General features: G+C 68.8%; 18 protein-coding genes and 1 tRNA gene. 5 read left to right on the forward strand and 14 right to left on the reverse strand.

Annotation, left to right across the window (positions count from 1 at the left end):
• Positions 1-195 precede the first annotated feature (195 nt).
• From AC1DSC_RS11885 to AC1DSC_RS11920, 8 genes are all read right to left on the reverse strand, one after another.
• Positions 196-1,668: an N-acyl-D-amino-acid deacylase family protein gene (locus tag AC1DSC_RS11885; protein ID WP_012746370.1), complete on the reverse strand. Its 1,473-nt coding sequence runs from the start codon at positions 1,666-1,668 to the stop codon at positions 196-198.
• Entirely contained in the window at positions 1,665-2,576 is a 912-nt protein-coding gene (locus AC1DSC_RS11890) for a MurR/RpiR family transcriptional regulator (protein ID WP_012746369.1), read from the reverse strand. Before AC1DSC_RS11890 ends, AC1DSC_RS11885 begins: the two co-directional genes overlap by 4 nt.
• 10 nt (positions 2,577-2,586) lie before the next feature.
• Positions 2,587-3,900 (reverse strand): amino acid deaminase, encoded by a 1,314-nt coding sequence (locus AC1DSC_RS11895; RefSeq protein ID WP_012746368.1) that lies wholly within the window; start codon positions 3,898-3,900, stop codon positions 2,587-2,589.
• A complete protein-coding gene (locus tag AC1DSC_RS11900; RefSeq protein WP_012746367.1) occupies positions 3,897-4,874 on the reverse strand; it encodes an ABC transporter ATP-binding protein in 978 nt (325 codons plus the stop codon). Before AC1DSC_RS11900 ends, AC1DSC_RS11895 begins: the two co-directional genes overlap by 4 nt.
• 145 nt (positions 4,875-5,019) lie before the next feature.
• A complete protein-coding gene (locus AC1DSC_RS11905; RefSeq protein WP_012746366.1) occupies positions 5,020-6,057 on the reverse strand; it encodes an ABC transporter ATP-binding protein in 1,038 nt (345 codons plus the stop codon).
• Positions 6,057-6,896, reverse strand: a complete 840-nt coding sequence (locus AC1DSC_RS11910; protein ID WP_012746365.1) for an ABC transporter permease — start codon at positions 6,894-6,896, stop codon at positions 6,057-6,059. Before AC1DSC_RS11910 ends, AC1DSC_RS11905 begins: the two co-directional genes overlap by 1 nt.
• A 10-nt stretch (positions 6,897-6,906) precedes the next feature.
• A complete protein-coding gene (locus AC1DSC_RS11915) occupies positions 6,907-7,848 on the reverse strand; it encodes an ABC transporter permease (protein ID WP_012746364.1) in 942 nt (313 codons plus the stop codon).
• A 29-nt stretch (positions 7,849-7,877) separates the two neighbouring features.
• On the reverse strand, positions 7,878-9,452 hold the full coding sequence (locus tag AC1DSC_RS11920; protein ID WP_012746363.1) for an ABC transporter substrate-binding protein: 1,575 nt from the start codon (positions 9,450-9,452) through the stop codon (positions 7,878-7,880).
• A gap of 184 nt (positions 9,453-9,636) precedes the next feature.
• Between AC1DSC_RS11920 and AC1DSC_RS11925 the strand changes: the two genes are divergently transcribed.
• Positions 9,637-10,026 carry a RidA family protein gene (locus tag AC1DSC_RS11925; protein WP_012746362.1) on the forward strand — a complete coding sequence of 130 codons (390 nt, stop codon included), beginning with the start codon at positions 9,637-9,639 and terminating at the stop codon, positions 10,024-10,026.
• Here AC1DSC_RS11925 and AC1DSC_RS11930 read toward each other — a convergent pair whose 3' ends face one another.
• The 3 genes from AC1DSC_RS11930 to AC1DSC_RS11940 all read right to left on the reverse strand — a co-directional run bounded on the left by AC1DSC_RS11930 (position 10,027) and on the right by AC1DSC_RS11940 (position 12,643).
• A complete protein-coding gene (locus tag AC1DSC_RS11930) occupies positions 10,027-10,623 on the reverse strand; it encodes an ATP-dependent Clp protease proteolytic subunit (RefSeq protein WP_012746361.1) in 597 nt (198 codons plus the stop codon). It lies immediately after the preceding gene.
• 93 nt (positions 10,624-10,716) lie between these two features.
• Positions 10,717-11,394: a lipoprotein-releasing ABC transporter ATP-binding protein LolD gene (lolD, locus tag AC1DSC_RS11935; RefSeq protein WP_012746360.1), complete on the reverse strand. Its 678-nt coding sequence runs from the start codon at positions 11,392-11,394 to the stop codon at positions 10,717-10,719.
• Entirely contained in the window at positions 11,387-12,643 is a 1,257-nt protein-coding gene (locus AC1DSC_RS11940) for a lipoprotein-releasing ABC transporter permease subunit (protein WP_012746359.1), read from the reverse strand. Before AC1DSC_RS11940 ends, lolD begins: the two co-directional genes overlap by 8 nt.
• Positions 12,644-12,778: 135 nt before the next feature.
• Between AC1DSC_RS11940 and AC1DSC_RS11945 the strand changes: the two genes are divergently transcribed.
• The 3 genes from AC1DSC_RS11945 (at position 12,779) to AC1DSC_RS11955 (ending at position 16,603) form a co-directional block, all read left to right on the forward strand.
• Positions 12,779-13,747, forward strand: a complete 969-nt coding sequence (locus AC1DSC_RS11945) for a hypothetical protein (protein ID WP_012746358.1) — start codon at positions 12,779-12,781, stop codon at positions 13,745-13,747.
• On the forward strand, positions 13,744-15,465 hold the full coding sequence (recJ, locus tag AC1DSC_RS11950; RefSeq protein ID WP_012746357.1) for a single-stranded-DNA-specific exonuclease RecJ: 1,722 nt from the start codon (positions 13,744-13,746) through the stop codon (positions 15,463-15,465). The genes AC1DSC_RS11945 and recJ overlap by 4 nt, the downstream gene beginning before the upstream one ends.
• Positions 15,466-15,589: 124 nt before the next feature.
• Positions 15,590-16,603: an SDR family oxidoreductase gene (locus AC1DSC_RS11955; protein ID WP_062363007.1), complete on the forward strand. Its 1,014-nt coding sequence runs from the start codon at positions 15,590-15,592 to the stop codon at positions 16,601-16,603.
• Here AC1DSC_RS11955 and AC1DSC_RS11960 read toward each other — a convergent pair.
• Positions 16,578-17,366, reverse strand: coding sequence for a YoaK family protein (locus AC1DSC_RS11960; protein WP_012746355.1), 789 nt, complete (start codon positions 17,364-17,366; stop codon positions 16,578-16,580). The two genes, AC1DSC_RS11955 and AC1DSC_RS11960, sit on opposite strands and share 26 nt — an antisense overlap.
• Before the next feature lie 152 nt (positions 17,367-17,518).
• Between AC1DSC_RS11960 and AC1DSC_RS11965 the strand changes: the two genes are divergently transcribed.
• Positions 17,519-17,917 (forward strand): YXWGXW repeat-containing protein, encoded by a 399-nt coding sequence (locus AC1DSC_RS11965; RefSeq protein WP_012746354.1) that lies wholly within the window; start codon positions 17,519-17,521, stop codon positions 17,915-17,917.
• Between the two features lie 85 nt (positions 17,918-18,002).
• Here AC1DSC_RS11965 and AC1DSC_RS11970 read toward each other — a convergent pair.
• Positions 18,003-18,078, reverse strand: a tRNA-Thr gene (locus tag AC1DSC_RS11970).
• A gap of 55 nt (positions 18,079-18,133) precedes the next feature.
• Positions 18,134-18,727, reverse strand: coding sequence for a ClpXP protease specificity-enhancing factor (locus AC1DSC_RS11975; protein ID WP_012746353.1), 594 nt, complete (start codon positions 18,725-18,727; stop codon positions 18,134-18,136).
• Positions 18,728-18,746: the final 19 nt, after the last annotated feature.

Below are 18,746 nucleotides of genomic sequence, written 5' to 3' on the forward strand. Positions count from 1 at the left end.
CCCATCAGCGGGAGCGTTATGCGGAGCGGTGGTTGATCAGCGATGCACAACGAGCGTGCCCTCGTGCACAGAGCATCGGGTGCTCCCCGCAGCGAAATCAAGGAGGAGGCCGCAGGCCGGGGGACATTCGCGGAGGGGAGTACCCGGTGGCCTGTGCACGCGCCCCGAACACAAGACCCCAGCGCAACGTGCGCCTCAGCTCCCGCGAGTCAGCATCCGCCCCGCCCGCGCAAGCACCTTCGCTTCAGCATCACCGCCCCTATACGCGAGCACCCCATTCACGAACACCCGCTCCACCCCCAGGCTCACGCCGTGCGGCTTGTCGTAGGTGGCGGTGTCGGCGATGGTCTCGGGGTCGAACACCACCACGTCGGCCATTGCACCCACACGCAGCAACCCGCGGTCTGCGATGCGCAGGTTGCGCGCGGTCATGCCGGTCATCTTGTGCACGGCCTGCTCGAGCGTGAACAGGCGGCGCTCGCGCCAGTAGCGCGCGAACACGCGCGGGAACGCACCCCACAGCCGCGGATGCGGATGGCGGTCGTGCGGCAGGCCGTCGCTGCCGATCATGGTGAGCGGATGCGCAATGACGCGCTCCACGTCTTCTTCCTGCATCTGGAAGTAGCAGGCGCCACCAGGCTTGAGGCGCAAGCACGCCTCCTGCTCGGTGGTGCCCCACTCGCGCGCGATGTCGGAGATCAGGCGGCCGGTCATCTCGGGGTACGGGTCGGACCAGGTCAGCAGCACGTCGATGACGCCGTCGACCAGGTCTTCGCGCAGCACGGTGGAACCGGCCACGTAGGGGTACACGTCCATCGATATTTTCTGCCGCTGCGCGAGCGCTTCGATCAAGGGCAGCGTTTCCTTCGTGCGGCCCCAGTTGGCGGGGCCCGCGCACTTGTGGTGCGAAATGACCAGTGGCACGCCGGCGCTGAAAGCGGTGTCGCCCGCTTCATGCAGCGCCTCGATGATCTGCTGCATCTCGCTGCGCAGGTGCGTGGCGTAGACGCCGCCGTGCCTTGCCACGACGCGTGCGAGCGCGGTCACTTCTTCGGCCGGCGCAGCAAATGCTTCTTCATAGAACAGCCCCGACGACAAGCCATGCGCGCCCTCGGCCATGCAGCCCTCGAGCAGCGCCGCCATGCGCGCGAGCTCGTCGCCGCTGGCCGGACGATCAAGCGCTTCCATCGCAGCGAAGCGCAAGGTGGTGTGCCCCACCAGCGCCGCCACGTTGAGCGCGGGCTGCACGGCATCGACGGCCGCGCGGTACTCGGCCATGGTCGCATGCTTGAACGATTCCGCGCCCAGCAGCGTGAGCGGCGGCTTGGACTGCGGCGTGCGGTACGGTGCGAGCGAGATGCCGCAGTTGCCCGTCACCACGGTGGTGATGCCCTGCGACACCTTCGGCAGGCACAGCGGGTCGCGCAGCACGATGGCGTCGTCGTGCGTGTGCGCATCGATGAAGCCGGGTGCGATCACCTTCGTGCGGCAGTCGACGATCTCGACGTCTTCGGGCGCGAGGCCTTCGGGCAGCCGCCCGCGCAGGCCCTCGCCGAGCGCAAGAATGCGGTCGCCCTGCAGCAGCACGTCGCCGGGCCACGAAGGCCCGCCCGAGCCGTCGACCACGAGTCCGGCCTCGAGCAGGATGGCTTTCGATCGATCGCTCACGATGCGGGCCCTCCCGTGTTGATGCCGCCGCCATCCCAGCTTTGCAGCGGATGCGTGGTGGCGTCGATGCCGTGGCGCTGGAAGGCTTCGCGCGCGCGCTGCAGGCGCTGCACCGCGGGTTCGCCGCGTCGCTGGGCCACCAGCACCGTGAGGATCTCGATCGCCGTGAGGTGCGTCAGGTAGGCATCGATGCCCACGTGCATCACGGCGTCGTCGGGCACCGAGAGGCCCAGCAGGAAGTCGGCCTTGGCCGCCAGGGCCGTGCCGGGCCGCGTGAGCGCGACCACCTTGGCACCCTGCCCGCGCGCGATGTCCACCGCATCGAGCAGCGAAGGCATGCCGCCCACGTGCGAGATGGCGATGACCACGCCGCCCGGACGCTGCGCCGCACCCGCCACCTGCTGCAGGTGGTAGTCGGCCCAGGCATTGGCCGAGAGGCCGAGCCTGAAGAGCCGCGCCTGCAGGTCGTTGGCCATGAACCACGAGGTGGCGCCCGCGCCGTACAGGTCGACGTGCGGTGCGGCCGCGATGGCGGCCACCGCGCCTTCGAGCACCTGCATGTCGAGCTGCCCGCGCACGCCGGACACCGAGGCCGCCGCGCTGCGCGCGATCTTGCCGACGACCTCGTCGGCCGCGTCCTCGATGTTCACGCGCCGGTGCAGCGGCGAGCCGCCGAGCGCCAGCTCCTGCGCGAGCGCGAGCTTGAATTCGCGCAGCCCCGCAAAGCCCAGGTCGCGGCAGGTGCGCATGATGGTGGGCACCGAGCTGCGCGAGCGCTCGGCCAGCTGCTCGAAACTCTCTTCGAGCGCGCGGTCGGGGTCTTCGAGGATCAGGTCGAGAATCGCGCGCCGCGTGGCCGGCGCGCTGCTGCGGGCCTGCGCGATCTTCTGAAGCAGGGAAGGAGTCATCGCGGCGGGTTCAGAAATGCATGGCGACGGCGTCGCTCACGCGGTAGTTCTCTTCGACCACCGGCATCCAGTGCCATTTGTCGAAGGTGGTGCAGGGGTGCGAGATGCCCAGGCCCACGCGGTCGCCGACCACGGGGGCCTGCGCCTCTTCGGCGGCGTCCCAGCGCAGGTAGGCGTGCTGGTCGTTGAGCGCGGTGATCTTCCAGCCGGCGGGCACCGCCTGCGCTTCGAGCATGCCGCGTGCGGCGCGTGCGATGGGCACCGGCATCGACAGGTCGAAGGAAATGTCGCGCTTGCCCACGGCCAGGATCGCCAGGCCGGGCTCGGGCCGCGACTGCACCGTGGCCCACACCTCCATCGCGGGGCGCAGGCTCTCGCCGCAATCGCAGCCCAGGCGCTCGTCCACCGCGCTCACCATGCGCTTGTAGAAGCCGTGGTCGTGCGTCACATAGCAGCCCGAGCGCAGCAGGCCGCGCACCGGCGAACCCAGCGCGGGCTTCAGGCGCCCCGCCACCAGGTCGAAGATGGCCGAGCCGCCGGCCGAGACCAGCACCTCGTCGGTCTCGAACAATTGCTGCGTGTCGCAATGGCGCGCGATGGCTTCCACGCGGTCCATCAGCGCGCTGGCGTAGGCCGCGTCGGCTTCGCTGGAACCCGTGGCGCCCTGCCCTTCGTAGGTTTCGATGCCCACGAGCTTGGCCGCATCGCTGGCACGCAGCCGCGTGGCAAGCGCCACGGCTTCCTCATGCGTGCGGCAGCCGGTGCGTGCGCCCTCCACACCGATCTCCAGCATCACCTCGAAAGGCACGCTCTCGGGATGGCGCTTGGACCAGTCCTCGATCAATGCGAGCTGCGCGAGCGAATCGACCAGGAACACCACGCGCAAGTCGGCGTGCGCGTGCAGCAGCAGCTGGATGCCGGCCAGGTCTTCGTCGCTCACCACCTGGTTGGCGATGAGCGTGCGGCGCGCGCCGGCGGCCACGCCCACCGCCAGCTGCGTGACGGTGGCGAAGGTCAGGCCCCAGGCGCCGGCGTCGAGCTGGCGCCGGAAGAGCTGCGGCGACATGGTGGTCTTGCCGTGCGGCGCCAGGTCGATGCCCCAGGCGCGTACGCGCGACTGCATCCAGGCCAGGTTGTGCTCGAGCGCCTCGCGCTTGAGTACGGCCAGCGGCAGCGGCAGGTCGCCCGCGAGCACGTTCCATCCCGCGGCGCCGACTTCGCTGCGGCGGCGCGGCGGCTGGGTGCGCGGGTAGCCCTTGAAGTTGCTGCCCAGCAGCGGGTCGTTGAATTCCGGGTCGGCGGTGGTGTCGGTCATGGTGTTCATGCGGCAATGTTGGAGAGCAGCTCTTTTCGGATGCAGGCGCTGTAGTGTCCGGCGGAAATCTCGTCGAGCGGCGGCACCGTCTGCGCACAGGCCTCGATGGCGTGCGGGCAGCGGGTGCGGAACACGCAGCCCGAGGGCGGCGAGATCGGGCTCGGGATATCGCCCTTGAGCGCGATGCGCTCGGTGGCAAGCGTCGGGTCGGGCTTCGGGCTCGCGGCCAGCAGCGCCTGCGTGTAGGGATGCGAAGGCCGCGCGAACAGCTCGTCGGTGGTCGCCACTTCCATCACCTTGCCGAGGTACAGCACCACCACGCGGTCGCACAGGTACTCGACCACGTCGAGGTCGTGCGAGATGAAGAGCATGGTGAGGCCGAGCCGCTCGCGCAGGTCGGCCAGCAGGTTGATGACCTGCGACTGGATCGACACGTCGAGCGCCGACAGCGGCTCGTCGGCCACGATGAACTCGGGCTCCACGGCCAGCGCGCGCGCCACGCCGATGCGCTGGCGCTGCCCGCCCGAGAACTCGTGCGGGAAGCGGCTGGCATGCTCGGCGCGCAGGCCCACGGTTTCGAGCAGCTCGGCAATGCGCTTGTCGCGCGCCGCCGCGCCCTTGTGCAGGCCGTGCGTGGACAGCGCCTCGCCGAGGATCGCGCTGATGCGCATCTTCGGATTCAGGCTCGCATAGGGGTCCTGGAAGATGATCTGCAGCTTGCTGCGCAGCCGGCGCATGCGTTCGCCCGACAGCGCGCCGATGTCGTCGCCGCGGTAGAGCACCTGGCCCTCGGTGCGCTCGACCAGGCGCAGCACGGTGCGGCCGATGGTGCTCTTGCCCGAGCCCGATTCGCCGACCAGGCCCAGCGTTTCGCCGGGCTGGATCGCGAAAGACACGTCGTCGACCGCGCGCACCGGGCGGTCGCTGGCGCCGAAGTATTTCTTGAGTCCGCGGACTTCGATGAGGGGAGCGGCGGTGGTCATCGTAGGCTTTCTCCCTCCCCTTCCGGGGGAGGGTTGGGGTGGGGGCTCTGGGCGGTGGAGAGCGTCGCAACGATGGAACGGCCGCGTGCCCCCACCCCGGCCCTCCCCCGGGAGGGGAGGGAGCAAGAAAGGAGCAGCGCGCTCGTCATGCCACCCTCGCAAGTTGAGCATCCGGCTGCACGCGAATGCAGCGCGCCTGCCGGCCCGGTCGGATATCGATCAGCGGCGGAATCGCTTCCCTGCAGCCCGCCAGCGCATGGTCGCAGCGCGGCTCGAAGGCGCAGCCCGGCGGCGGTGCCAGCGGGCTCGACACCTGGCCGCGGATCGCGAACAGCCGCTTGGGCTTGGGCTGCCCCGGCAGCCGCGCCTTGCCCGGCAGGCAGGCCAAAAGGCCCTGCGTGTACGGATGCTCGGGCTGCGCGAACAGCGGCCGCACGGGCGCGCTCTCGACCACGCGGCCCGCATAGAGCACCACCACGTCGTCCGCATGGTGCGCGACCACGCCGAGGTTGTGGGTGATGAAGAGAATGCTCATGCCGGTCTCGGCCTGCAGCCGGCGCATGAGCTCGAGGATCTGCGCCTGGATGGTGACGTCGAGCGCGGTGGTGGGCTCGTCGGCAATCAGCAGCGTCGGATCGCAGGCCATGGCCAGCGCGATCATCACGCGCTGGCGCATGCCGCCCGAGAGCTGGTGCGGGTACTCGTGGATGCGCTGCGCGGCCGCGGGAATTTCCACCAGCTCCAGCATGCGCAGCGCATGGGCCATGGCCGCCTTGCGGTCCAGGCCCTTGTGCAGCCGCACGCTTTCGGCAATCTGCTCGCCGATGGTGAAGACCGGGTTCAGGCTGGTCATCGGCTCCTGGAAGATCATCGACAGCTGGTTGCCGCGCAGGCTGCGCATCTCGCGTTCGCCGATCTGCAGCAGGTCGAGCGTCTTGCCCTCGCGGGTCACGAAAGAAGCCGAGCCGCTGACCTGCGCGTTCGCGGTCTTGGGCAACAGGCGCATCAGCGTGAGGCTGGTCACCGACTTGCCCGAGCCCGATTCGCCGACCAGCGCCGTGGTCTTGCCGGGCTGGATCGAGAAGCTCACATCGGCCACCGAACGGATCAGGCCGTCCTCGGTGGGAAAGCTGGTGCTCAGGTTGCTGACCGTGAGACGCGGGGTGTTCGTGGCGTTCGTCATCACAGGGTCTTCTTGAGCTTGGGGTCGAGCAGGTCGCGCACGCCGTCGCCCAGCAGCTGCAGCGAGAGCGCGGTGAAGATGATCGCGAGCCCCGGGAACAGCACCACCCAGAAGGCCTGGTGCGCGTACTGCTGGCTGCCAGCGACCATGGTGCCCCAGGTCGGAATCTCGGGCGGCACGCCCACGCCCAGGAACGAGAGCCCCGCCTCGGCCAGGATCGCGTAGGCGAAGATGAACGACACCTGCACGAGGATCGGCGACATCAGGTTCGGCAATATGTGCCGCCACAGGATGCGCGAGGTGCGCACACCCAGCGCGCGCACCGCCTCGACGAACAGCAGCTCGCGCACCACCAGCGTCGAGGCACGCACCACCCGTGCCACGCGCGGCGTGTAGACCAGCACCAGCGCGAGCACGGTGTTGATGAGCGAAGGCCCGAGGATCGCCACCAGCGCAATCGCCAGCAGGATGTCGGGGAAGGACATCATCGCGTCGACCACGCGCATCAGCGGCGTATCGAGCCGTCGGAAGAAACCGGCCAAGAGGCCCAGCACCGTGCCCGCAACCACCGCGCCCAGCGCAGTGAGCGCCGCGATGGCCAGCGAGTAGCGCGCGCCGTGGACGATGCGCGAATACATGTCGCGGCCGAGCTCGTCGGTGCCCAGCAGGTGCTCGGCGCTCGGGCCCTTCAGGCGCTGCAGCACGGCGGTGTCATTGGGATCGATGGAGGCGAACAGCGGCGCGCCGATGGCGAGCACCGCAATGACCAGCAGCACCAGCGCGGAGACCATCACGATGCGGCGGTGCATCAGCTGGCGGAGCATTCGTGGCATTTGCATTCTTGTTCCCTCAGACTTTCACGCGCGGATCGACGACGGCGTAGAGCAGGTCGATGGAGAAATTGATCAGCACGTAGATCGCCGCAATCACGAGCAGCGCGCCCTGGATCACCGGATAGTCGCGCCGCAGCACCGCGCTCACCACCAGGTTGCCGACACCCGGCAGCCCGAACACGGTCTCGGTGATGACGGCGCCGCCGATCATCAGCGCGACCGTGAGGCCGATCACCGTGACGATGGGCACCAGCGCATTGCGCAGCGCATGCTTGAGCACGACGGTGCTTTCGCTCAGGCCCTTGGAACGCGCGGTGCGCACATAGTCTTCGCCGAGCACGTCGAGCATCGAAGCGCGCGTGAAGCGGATGATGAGCGCCGAGTTCAAGAGGCCCAGCACCGTGGCCGGCAGCACCAGCGCATGCAAGCGTTCGGCGAACGGCGCATCGGGCGCGCCGTAGCCCGAGACAGGAAACCAGCCGAAGGACACCGCAAAGATCTGGATCAGCACGATGCCGAGCCAGAAGCTCGGAATGCTGGCGCCCAGCATCGCAATGCCGGTGAAGAGCTGGTCGACCACGCGCCCGCGGAACACCGCCGAGACGATGCCGCAGGGCACGCCGATCAGCGCCGCGATGGCCACGGCCATCAGCGCGAGCAGCGTGGTCGGTTCGGCCCGCTCCCACAGCGCCTGCGTGACCGGCCGCTGCAGGAAGATCGAGGTGCCGAGGTTGCCCTGCAGCACTTCGCGCAGCCAGTAGCCGAACTGCACGGGCAGCGGCTTGTCGAGGCCGTATTCCTTCTGCACGCGCGCGATGTCGGCGGCCGTCGCCTGGTCGCCCAGCAGCACCGAGACCGGATCGCCCGAGGCCGCGCGCGTGAGCACGAAGACGAGCACCGCCACGATCGCGAGCACGACGAGCATGCCGGCGGCGCGGGAAGCAAGATAGCGAAACATGGGGGGCGGTTCCGTGGCGGGGCGGGGGTTTACTTGATCCTTGCGTTCCAGAAGAACGGCCAGGTCGCGGGCTGGTAGTTGTCCAGCGCCGGACTCTTGGCCGAGAGGCCGTTGAACTTGCCGACGTTGATGTACGGCACTTCTTCATAGACCACCTGCTGCACCTTGCCCCACAGCGCGCCGCGCTTGGCCGGATCGCTCTCGACGTTGAAGGCCTGCAGCGCCGACTTCTTGGCGGGCGAGTCCCACCAGCCCGGCGCGCCGTCGCCCAGCTGCGGCGGCGAGAGCATCGGCTCGGGGAACTGGCCCGAATGGGTCACGTAGATGTCCCACAGCTTCGGGTCGTTGCGGCGCTGCACCAGCGTGGCCCAGTCGACCACGTTGAGGTCGACCTTGAAGCCGGCGCGCTTGAGCTGCTCGGCCATCAGGAGCGACATGTTGTAGTGGAAGTCGTACTGGCGGCTGGTGAGCACGCGGATCGGCTCGCCCTTGTAGCCGGCCTTGGCCGCGGCCTCCTTGGCCTTGGCGGCGTTGCGCTCGTTGTAGAGCGTGGTGCCCGCGGTCGAATAGAACGGCGAGCCCTTGGGAAAGTGGTTGCCTTCGGCCACGAAAAAGCGCGTGTCGCCAAAGCCCGCGGCGAGCATCTCGCCCTCGCCGAGCGCCGACTGGATCGCCTGGCGCACGGCCTGGTTGGAAGCCACGCCTTCCTTGGTGTTGAGCACCAGGTACGGAAAGCCGAACGACGGCGTCATGATCGGCACGGTCTTGCCGCCCGACTTCTCCAGGCGCGGCAGCGCTTCGACCGGCAGCAGGTCGGCAAAGTCGTACTGGCCGGCCAGTGCGCCTTCCACGCGCGTGCTGGCATTGGGCACCGGCACGAAGCGCAGCTCCTCGATGGCCGCCTCGCGCTTGCCGCCGTAGCCGCTCGCGGGTTCCTTGCGCGCCGCGTACTTGTCGAAGCGCGTGAGCAGCACGAACTGGTCGGGGCGGCGCTCCTTGAACTTGTAGGGGCCGGTGCCGACGAAATCCTTGAGCGGCGAAGCGATGGAATCCTTCGCCATGATGGCGGCCATGCCGCTGGGCAGCGCGAGCTGCGAGAGCAGTGGCGCATACGGCGCCTTCAGCACGATCTCCACGCCCAGCGGGCCCTTGGCCTTGAGGCTCTCGACTTCCTTGCCCACGGCCTTGCCGCGCGGCGACTGGTCCATCCAGCGCTGCAGGCTGGCCACCACGTCGTCGGCGTTGAGTTCGCGGCCGTTGTGCAGCATCACGCCCTTGCGCAGCGTGATCGCGTAGGTCTTGCCGTCGGCCGAGATCCTGGGGCTGCTCTCGGCCAGCATCGGCACCACGTTCCACTTGGCGTCGAAGGTGTAGAGCGTCTCGTACACGTGCTGCATGATGGTTCCGACCAGGTCGGCCGTGGACGCCATCGGGTCGAGCGTCTGCGGTTCGGCCACCATGGCCAGCGTGGCAAAGTTGCGCGGCCCCTGGGCATGCGCAGGCTGGGAAGGCAGCGCGGCACACAGCATGGCGAGCAGGGAGGCAGCCAGCAGGCTGCGTTTCGACAGCTTCGGCAGGCACTGGACAAGACCGGCGTGAGACATGGGGAACTCCTTCGTGGGGCAGGCAAATTGTGAAAGAAATTTTCTTTTCGGCCCGCACTTTGAAGCACTATCCATGCCAAATCATCCGTGTTAACCCTTGTTTGTGGGTTTTTCTGAAACAAATTTTCAGATTGGATCGATACTTGCGATCTGCTTTTCTTTCAATCCTTTCAGGAGTCCTCCCATGCCGCTCGAATACCTCGGCGCCCCGCCCATCGCCTCGGACCGCCAGGCCCGCCCCTTCTCCCCGGCCGTGCGCGCCGGCGATTTCATCTACGTGTCGGGCCAGGTGCCGGCCAATGCCGAGGGCGAGATCGTGGGGGGCGGCATCGAGGCGCAGACGCGCCAGGTGATGGAAAACCTGAAGAAGGTGCTGGCGCTGGCCGGCGCCACGCTCGACGACGTCTGCAAGAGCACCGTCTGGCTGCAGGACGCGCGCGACTTTGGTGCCTTCAACCGCATCTACATGAGCTACTTCGGTGACAACAAGCCGGCGCGCTCGACCACCGAGGCGCGGCTGATGGTCGACGCCAAGGTCGAGATCGACGTGGTGGCCTACAAGCCCAAGGCCTGATCAGGCGTGCAGCTCGGTCTTGCGCTGGATGATGCGCGAGACCAGGCCGTACTCGACCGCCTCCGCGGCCGAGAGCCAGCGGTCGCGCTCGATGTCGGCCAGCACCACGTCGATCGGCTTGCCGGTTTCCCGCGCGATCTCGTGCGCGATGCGGTGCCGGGCCTTGATGATTTCCTGCGCCTGGATCGCGATGTCGGTCGCTTGCCCGCCCGCGCCGCCGCTGGGCTGGTGGATCAGGAAGCGCGTGTTCGGCAGGCACACGCGCCGCTCGCGCGGTACCGCCAGGTACAGGTGCGTGGCGGCGCTGCCCACCCAGCCGGTGCCGATCATGTTCACCGGCGCGGAGATGAAGCGCACGATGTCGTGAATGGCATCGCCCGACTCCAGGTGGCCGCCGGGCGAGCTCACCAGGATGTCGATGGGTTTGTCGCCGCTGTCGGCATCGAGCGCGATGAGCCTGCGCGTCACGTCGGCAGCCACCGAATCGGTGATGCTGCCGAAGATCAGCAGCGTGCGCGACTTGAAGGCTTTTTCCTCGAGGTACGAATTGCGCGGCTCGGCGGTGGCCGCGGGTGGGGTGTCGTCGTCGGTTTCCATGATCAAGAAGCACTCCTGTGATTGAACGGCATCCTGCCGAACAGACAGACAGTTTCGCCGACATTGCATGCACGCGTGGCAAGCGGCATCGACTCAACCCGCCAGACGTCCCGCCACCAGTTGCAGCACGCGGTCGCAGCGCTTTGCGAGTTCCTGGTCGTGCGTGACCATCACGAAGGCCGTGCGGTGCTTGTGCGCGAGCTCGATCATCAGCGCGAACACCGTGTCCGCCGTGCTGCGGTCGAGGTTCCCCGTGGGCTCGTCGGCCAGCACGCAGGCCGGCTGCGTGACCAGCGCGCGCGCAATGGCCACGCGCTGGCGCTCGCCGCCCGAGAGCTCGGCCGGCCGGTGGTGCAGGCGTTCGCCCAGGCCCACGCTTTCGAGGATCTTCGTGGCCGAGGCCGCCGCCTGTGCGGAATCCATGCGCCGGATCTTCAGCGGCATCGCCACGTTGTCAAGCGCGCTGAACTCGGGCAGCAGGTGGTGGAACTGGTAGACGAAGCCCAGGTGCAGGTTGCGCAGCCGTCCCTGCTCGGCCGCGTCGGCATGCGCGATGTCCTTGCCGAGCAGCTCGACCTTGCCGGCGGTGGGCGCATCGAGCCCGCCCATCAGGTGCAGCAGCGTGCTCTTGCCCGAGCCCGAGGCGCCGACGATGGCCAGCGTCTCCCCGGCGCGCACGTCCAGGTCGACGCCGTGCAGCACCGTGAGGTCGATGCGCCCCTCGTGAAAGCGCTTGGTGAGGCCGCGCGCCTTGAGAACCACGTCACTCATAGCGCAATGCCTCGGCAGGGTTGACGCGGCTCGCGCGCCAGCTGGGATACAGCGTTGCAAGAAAAGCCAGGACCAGTGAAATGATCGCGATCGGCATGATGTCGCCGCGCTGCGGATCGCTCGGCATCTTGCTGATCAGGTAGATGTCCTTGGGCAGGAAGCTCGCGTGGAAGAGCTGTTCGAGCGCCGGCACGATCACGTCGATGTTGTAGGCAATGCCCAGCCCCAGCAGCAGCCCGGCCACCGTGCCGATCACGCCGACCATCGCGCCCTGCACCACGAAGATGCCCATGATGCTGCGCGGCGAACTGCCCAGCGTGCGCAGGATGGCGATGTCCGCGCGCTTGTCGGTCACCGTCATGACCAGCGTGGACACCAGGTTGAAGGCCGCCACCGCCACGATGAGCGTGAGGATGATGAACATCATGCGTTTCTCGACCTGCACGGCCGCAAACCATGTCTTGTTCTGGCGCGTCCAGTCGCGGATGAGGAACTGGCCCGGCAGCGTGACGGCCATCTGGTCGGCCACTTCGCGCGCCTCGTTCAGGTCCTTGAGCTTGATGCGGATGCCGGTCGGGCCTTCGAGCCGGAACACGCGCTGGGCGTCTTCCGCATGGATCATGGCCAGCGCCGAGTCGTATTCGTAGTGGCCCGAATCGAAGGTGCCCACCACCGTGAACTGCTTGAGCCGCGGCACCACGCCGGCGGGCGTGACCTGACCGCCCGGCGCCACCAGCGTGACCTGGTCGCCCGGCTGCACGAACAGCGAGCGCGCGAGTTCGCCGCCAAGCACGATGCCGAACTCGCCCGGCACCAGCTTGTCGAGCGTGCCCTTCTGCGCCGTCGTGGCGATGTCGGTCACCTCGGGTTCGAGCCTGGGCACGATGCCGCGCACCAGCGTGCCCTTCATGTCCTCGCCGCGCGCAATGAGCGCCTGCGTGGCAATGAAGGGCGCGGCGCCGACCACCTCGGGGTTCTTGCGCGCGGCGGCCGTGATGGCGTCGATGTCGGGCAGCGCCTGGCCGTCGCGCGACAAGATTTCGATGTGCGACACCACGCCGAGCATGCGGTCGCGCACCTCCTTCTGGAAGCCGTTCATCACACTGAGCACGATGATCAGCGCCGCCACCCCCAATGCAATGCCGAGCATCGACACGCCGGAGATGAACGAGATGAAGCCGTTGCGCCGCGTCGCCCGGCCTGCGCGCGTGTAGCGCCAGCCGAGCTTCAGTTCATAAGGAAGTCGCATATTTTCAGTTTGAGCTCAGCCGGGTGCACCCGCGGAACCGGCTTTGCCGGGCCGCTGGGTGCGCCCCCCAGTGGGGGGAGGCGCCGAAGGCGCTTCGGGGGGCGTTTCATCCTAGCATCCCGGACAATAGGGGGAATGGCCGAACCTTCCTCCCGTCACTTGTTGATCCCCTTTGCCGGCCGCGGTTCCCCGGTGTGCCGCGCGGCACTGCCCGCGCTCCGGCTTCCCAATCTCGAAGCGCTGCTCTCGCGGCTCTCGCTCGCGGAGGCCGACACGCAGGACGAAAGCACGCGCTCGCCGCCCCATGAACGCGCGCTGGCCCGGGCGCTGGGCATTTCCGCAGCCGACGGCTGCATTCCCTGGGCCGCGCTGGAAGCCCGGCAGGCCGGCATTGCCGAACCCGGCGACCGCGAAGGCTGGGGCCTGGTCTCGCTGTGCAACTGGCAGGTGGGCATCGACGACGTGGTGCTGGGCGACCCGGCCGCGATCGAGATCGATGCTGCCGAATCGGCCGCGCTGCTGGCCGCCGCCCATCCCTTCTTCGAGGAAGACGGCATCGCGCTGCACCCCTCCCCCACACCCGGCCGCTGGCTCGCGCGCGCGCACATCTTCGCGGGACTGGCCACGGCCTCCATCGACCGCGCGGTGGGCCACCCGATCTCGCAGTGGTCGCCGCTGGCCGAAGCCGCACGGCCGCTGCGCCGCCTCCAGAACGAAATGCAGATGCTGCTCTACACCCAGCGCGTGAACGACGACCGCGCCGCGCGCGGCGTGCCGCCGATCAATTCCTTCTGGCTCAGCGGCACCGGCGCCCTGGAGCCCGGCGTTCCCCCGGCCGGCACCGCCGCGCCCACGGTGAGCGACACGCTGCGCGTGGCCGCCCTGCGCGACGACGGCCTGGGCTGGGCCGAAGCCTGGCAGGCGCTGGACGCAGGCCCCGTCGCCGGCCTGCTGGCCGCCTACACCGCCGGTGCCGACGTCACGCTCACGCTGTGCGGCGACCGCACCGCGCAGCGCCATGCGGTGCAGCCGCGCGGGCTGGTGGGCTGGGCCCGAAGCCTGTTCGACCGGCCGCGCGCCGCCAGCGTGCTGGAGGCCCTGTGAAGATCATTGCCCGCGAAATTCCGCCCCGCACGGTCTGGGCGCTCGAGCAGGCCGGCGTGCATCCGCTGCTGGCCCGCCTGTTCGCCGCGCGCGGCGTGCTGGCCAAGGACGAGCTCGACGACGGCCTGGCGCGCCTGCTGCCGCCCGACACGCTGCACGGCACGCGCGAGGCCGCGGTGCTGCTGGCCGACGCGATGGCGCAGGACAAGCGCCTGTGCATCGTGGCCGACTACGACTGCGACGGCGCCACCGCCTGCGCCGTCGCGGTGCGCGGCCTGCGCCTGCTCGGCGCGAAGAACGTGAGCTACCTGGTGCCCGACCGCGTGGTCGACGGCTACGGCCTCACGCCGCCGATTGCCGAGCGCGTGGCCGACAGTGGCGCCGACATGCTGATCACCGTCGACAACGGCATCGCCAGCGTCGAGGGTGTGGCCGCCGCCAAGGCGCGCGGCCTGCAGGTGCTGGTGACCGACCACCACCTGCCCGGCCCCGAGCTGCCGGCCGCCGACGTGCTGGTGAATCCCAACCAGCCCGGCTGCAGCTTCGAGAGCAAGAGCATCGCCGGTGTCGGCGTGATGTTCTACGTGCTGCTGGCGCTGCGCTCCGAGCTGCGCGCGCGCGGCGTCTTCAGCGCGGCCGCGCAGCCCAAGCTCGACGTGCTGCTCCCGCTGGTGGCGCTCGGCACCGTGGCCGACGTGGTGAAGCTCGACGCCAACAACCGCCGCCTGGTGGCACAGGGCCTGCGGCGCATCCGCGCCGGCGCGCTGCCCGCGGGCATCGCGGCGCTGTTCAAGGCCGCGGGGCGCAACGCCGCGGTGGCCACCACCTTCGACTTCGGCTTTGCGCTCGGCCCGCGCATCAACGCGGCCGGCCGGCTCGCCGACATGACGCTGGGCATCGAATGCCTGCTGACCGACGATGCCGGCCGCGCCGACGAACTCGCGCGCATGCTCGACGGCATCAACCGCGAGCGGCGCGACATCGAGGGCGGCATGCGCGACCAGGCGCTGCTGCTGGCCGAATCGCTGTTCGGTGCCACCGCCGACGGCAGCGAGGCGCCGCCCGCAGCCATCAGCGTGTTCGATGCCGACTTCCACGAAGGCGTGGTCGGCATCGTGGCCTCGCGCATCAAGGACCGCTTCCACCGCCCGACCTTCGTCTTTGCCGCCAGCGGCGCGCCCGGCAAGGAGCACGAGCTCAAGGGCTCGGGCCGGTCGATCCCGGGCTTCCATCTGCGCGATGCGCTCGACCTTGTGGCCAAGCGCCATCCGGGCGTGCTGCTGCGCTTCGGCGGCCATGCCATGGCTGCCGGCTGCACCGTGGCGCGCGAGAAGTTCGAGGTGTTCGAGCGCGCGCTGGCCGAGGTCGCACATGAATGGCTGGCCGCCTCCGCGCTCACGCGCCAGATCGAAACGGATGGGCCGATCGCGCGCGAGTACATGCGCATCGACCTGGTCGACACGCTGCACCGCGAGGTGTGGGGCCAGGGCTTCGCGCCGCCCACCTTCAGCGAGGAAGTCGAAGTGGTGTCGCAGCGCCTCGTGGGCGAGAAGCACCTGGCGCTCAAGCTGCGGCACCAGGGACAGCCGGTCGACGGCATCTGGTTCGGCCACACCGAGCCGCTGCCCGCGCGCGTGAAGCTCGCCTTCAGGCTCGATGCCGACGAATGGCAGGGTGTGCGCCGGGTGCGCTTCCTTGTCGAAGGCGCTGAGATCTAGCTCGCCACAGCTCGGCTCGGAAATCCCCGGGTCAGCTTCGGTGGGCGTGCATTCGGGACGGATTCCTACGCGGGCCGCGCGGCGGCGTTCTACGGTTGCCTTTCACATGCAGGAGCCCACGCACATGAAATCGACCACCGCATCCCCCGCAAAATCCACCCGGTCCGGCGCAAGCGCGCACACCGCCGCCAAGCAGCGGACCGTCCAGCGCACGCAGGACGCAAAGGACAGCGCCAAGCCCGCCGCCAAGAAGTCCAGCCAGCCCGCGCAGGCCGGGCCGCGCTCGCAGCCGGTCAATCCCCTGCCGGCGCAGCACCTGAGCAAGCCCGGGCTCGAGGCCGAGATGGCGCTGCGCCCGCGCTTCGAAGCGCCGGACTACAAGGGCAGCGGCAAGCTCGAGGGCATGGCGGCCCTGGTGACCGGCGGCGATTCCGGCATCGGGCGCGCCGTGGCGCTGCTCTATGCCCGTGAAGGCGCCGACGTCGCCATCGCCTACCTCGACGAAGACGAGGACGCCGAGGAAACCCGGCGCCACGTGGAGGCGGAAGGCGCACGCTGCATCCTCGTCAAGGGCGACGTCTGCGATCCGGCGTTCTGCCGCGACGCGGTCGACCAGACCATCGGGGCCTTCGGCAAGCTCGACATCCTGGTGAACAACGCGGCCTTCCAGCTGCATGCGGCGTCCATCGAGGACATCACCGACGAGCGCTTCGAACTCACGCTTCGGACCAACGTCTTCGGCTATTTCCAGATGGCGCGCGCCGCGGTTCCGCACCTGGGCCAGGGCGCCTCGATCATCAATACCGGCTCGGTCACGGGCCTGGAGGGCAGCGCGCACCTGCTCGACTATTCGACCACCAAGGGCGCGATCCACGCGTTCACCAAGTCGCTGGCCAGCAACTTGCTGCCCAAGGGTATCCGCGTGAATGCGGTGGCGCCCGGGCCGGTGTGGACGCCTTTGAATCCCGCCGACAGCCCGTCCGGGAAGATCAAGGATTTCGGCAAGAACACCGACCTGCAACGGCCGGCGCAGCCGGAAGAGCTCTCGCCTGCCTACGTGTTCCTGGCCGCGCCGAGCTGCGCCAGCTACATCACCGGCATCGTGCTGCCGGTCACGGGCAGCGTGGGCGCCGTCTGAAGGCGGCCAAGAGCTTCTGCAGCGGCCTGGAGCGCGGCGCGTCCTCCATGAGCGGCGGGATGGAGATGGCCAGCAGCAGCGCCGCCAGCGGCACCACGCAGACGAAGCCGATGTAGTTGAAGCCCAGCGCGCCGACGATGCCGCCCAGCACGAACATGCCGACAAGCCCGCCCGCCATCTGCATCCGGCGGCGGTTGTGGCGCACCATCGCATGCGCCGGCGTGGCATGCCGGTTCCAGTAGAGCAGCTTGCCCAGCTCCATGCCCACGTCGGTGATGTTGCCCGTCATGTGGGTGGTGCGGACGCTGCCGCCGGAGGTCTTGGAGCCGACGGCGTTCTGCAGCCCCATGATGAAGGACAGCAGCAGCACCGTGAGCGGAACCGCAAACGGGGTCGGCCAGGTCAGCGTGATAGCGCCCATCAATCCGAACGGGAACATGAGCGCGGCTTCCAGCAGCAGCGGCACCGCATAGACGCTGCGCAGCCGGTGCTGGCGGCCCCAGTTCACCAGGATGGCGCAGACCGCCGCACCCGCCAGGAAGGCGAGGATGGCGCCCAGCGCATTGAGCAGCAGCTTGGTGTTGCCCAGCACCAGCCCGTCCGCAAACTGCGATGCGAAGCCCGTCATGTGCGAGGTGTACATGTGCAGCACCAGGAACCCGCCCGCATTCACGGCGCCGGCATTGAAGGCCAGCAGCAGGCCGAGCACCCGGTTGGTGGAGGGTGCGCGGTGGCGGTGGGTAAGGAAGCGTAGTCTGCGCATCGGCGTGCAACTTGCGCTTGGACTCTAGCACCCGGACGAACGCCCATCGACCGCGTTCTACGCCGCCGGCCGCCGCCCCCAAGGGAATGTGCTGATTACACTTTCCCGCCGGCTTGCGTTGTGCAGGCCTGTACACACATCCAAGGGTTTCAATGAAAGTCTCAACTCTCCTGGCCGCGGCCGCACTCGTGGCTTCGGCCTTGCCCGCCGCGGCGCAGGTTTCGGTCCAGATCAACGTGCCCGGCCTGATCCAGGTGGCGCCTCCCGCGCCGCGCTACGAACCCATGCCGGGGCCGAGGGCCGGCCAGGTGTGGGTGCCCGGGCACTGGCAGTGGAACGAGCGCGCCTACGTCTGGCGCTCGGGCTACTGGCAGGCGGCGCGGCCCGACTATGCGTATGCGCCGGGCCGCTGGGTGCAGGCCGATGGCGGATGGCGGTGGATGGAAGGCGACTGGCGCCGCGCGGAGCCGCACCATCGCCACGCCGAAGAGCATCCTGGCGGTGGCGGATACCACTGCCCGCCGGGACAGGCCAAGAAGGGGCGCTGCTGATCTTCAGCCGCGGGAATGAAAGAAGCGGGCAGGTCGCCGCTTCCTTCTTGCCGGTCAGCACGGGGGCTTTCCGGTATGTTCGATATGGTGCCGCTTGTCGGAATCGAACTGACGACCTTCCGCTTACAAGGCGGGTGCTCTACCAACTGAGCTAAAGCGGCACGGATTGACTTGCGGGATTTTAACGGTGCGGTGTGCGTCGGCTGCCTGCTGTCGCTACTTCACGCGCTTGAGCGACGGGCGGCTGCCGCCGCCTGCCGGCGGGCGCGGCGGCTCATCGGTGGGGTCGGTGGGCGAGCCGGCGTCGTCGCCGGCATCGACCATTTCGTCCGCGTCTTCACCCGTCACCAGGTGGACGATCTTGCCGGCATCGCCTTCGGTGCCGCGCGACGCATCGCGCAGCGGCATGCGTGCAGGCCCCTGGGGCGAAGAAGGCGCGCCGGCCGCCTGGGACGGCCCGCCGCCCTCGGCGCCGCTGCCGGCAGGTACCGGTGCGGGAAACGCCATGCCCTGCCCGTTCTCGCGCGCATAGATCGCGATCACGCGGCCCACGGGCACGACGATCTCGCGCGCACTGCCCGCGAAGCGGGCCTTGAACTCGATGAAATCGTTGCCGAGCTTGAGCGAACTGGTCGCGTCGAAGCTGATGTTCAGCACGATCTCGCCGTTCTTCACGTACTCGCGCGGCACCTGGACGGTGTCGTCGACCTGCACCGCGACATAGGGCGTGAACCCGTTGTCGGTGCACCATTCGTACAGCGCCCGGATGAGGTACGGGCGGGTGGAGGACGACTCGAGCGCGTTGATCATGAAGGGCGGCGAAAAACGA

The sequence above is a fragment of the Variovorax sp. 01N425 genome, assembly GCF_056399465.1.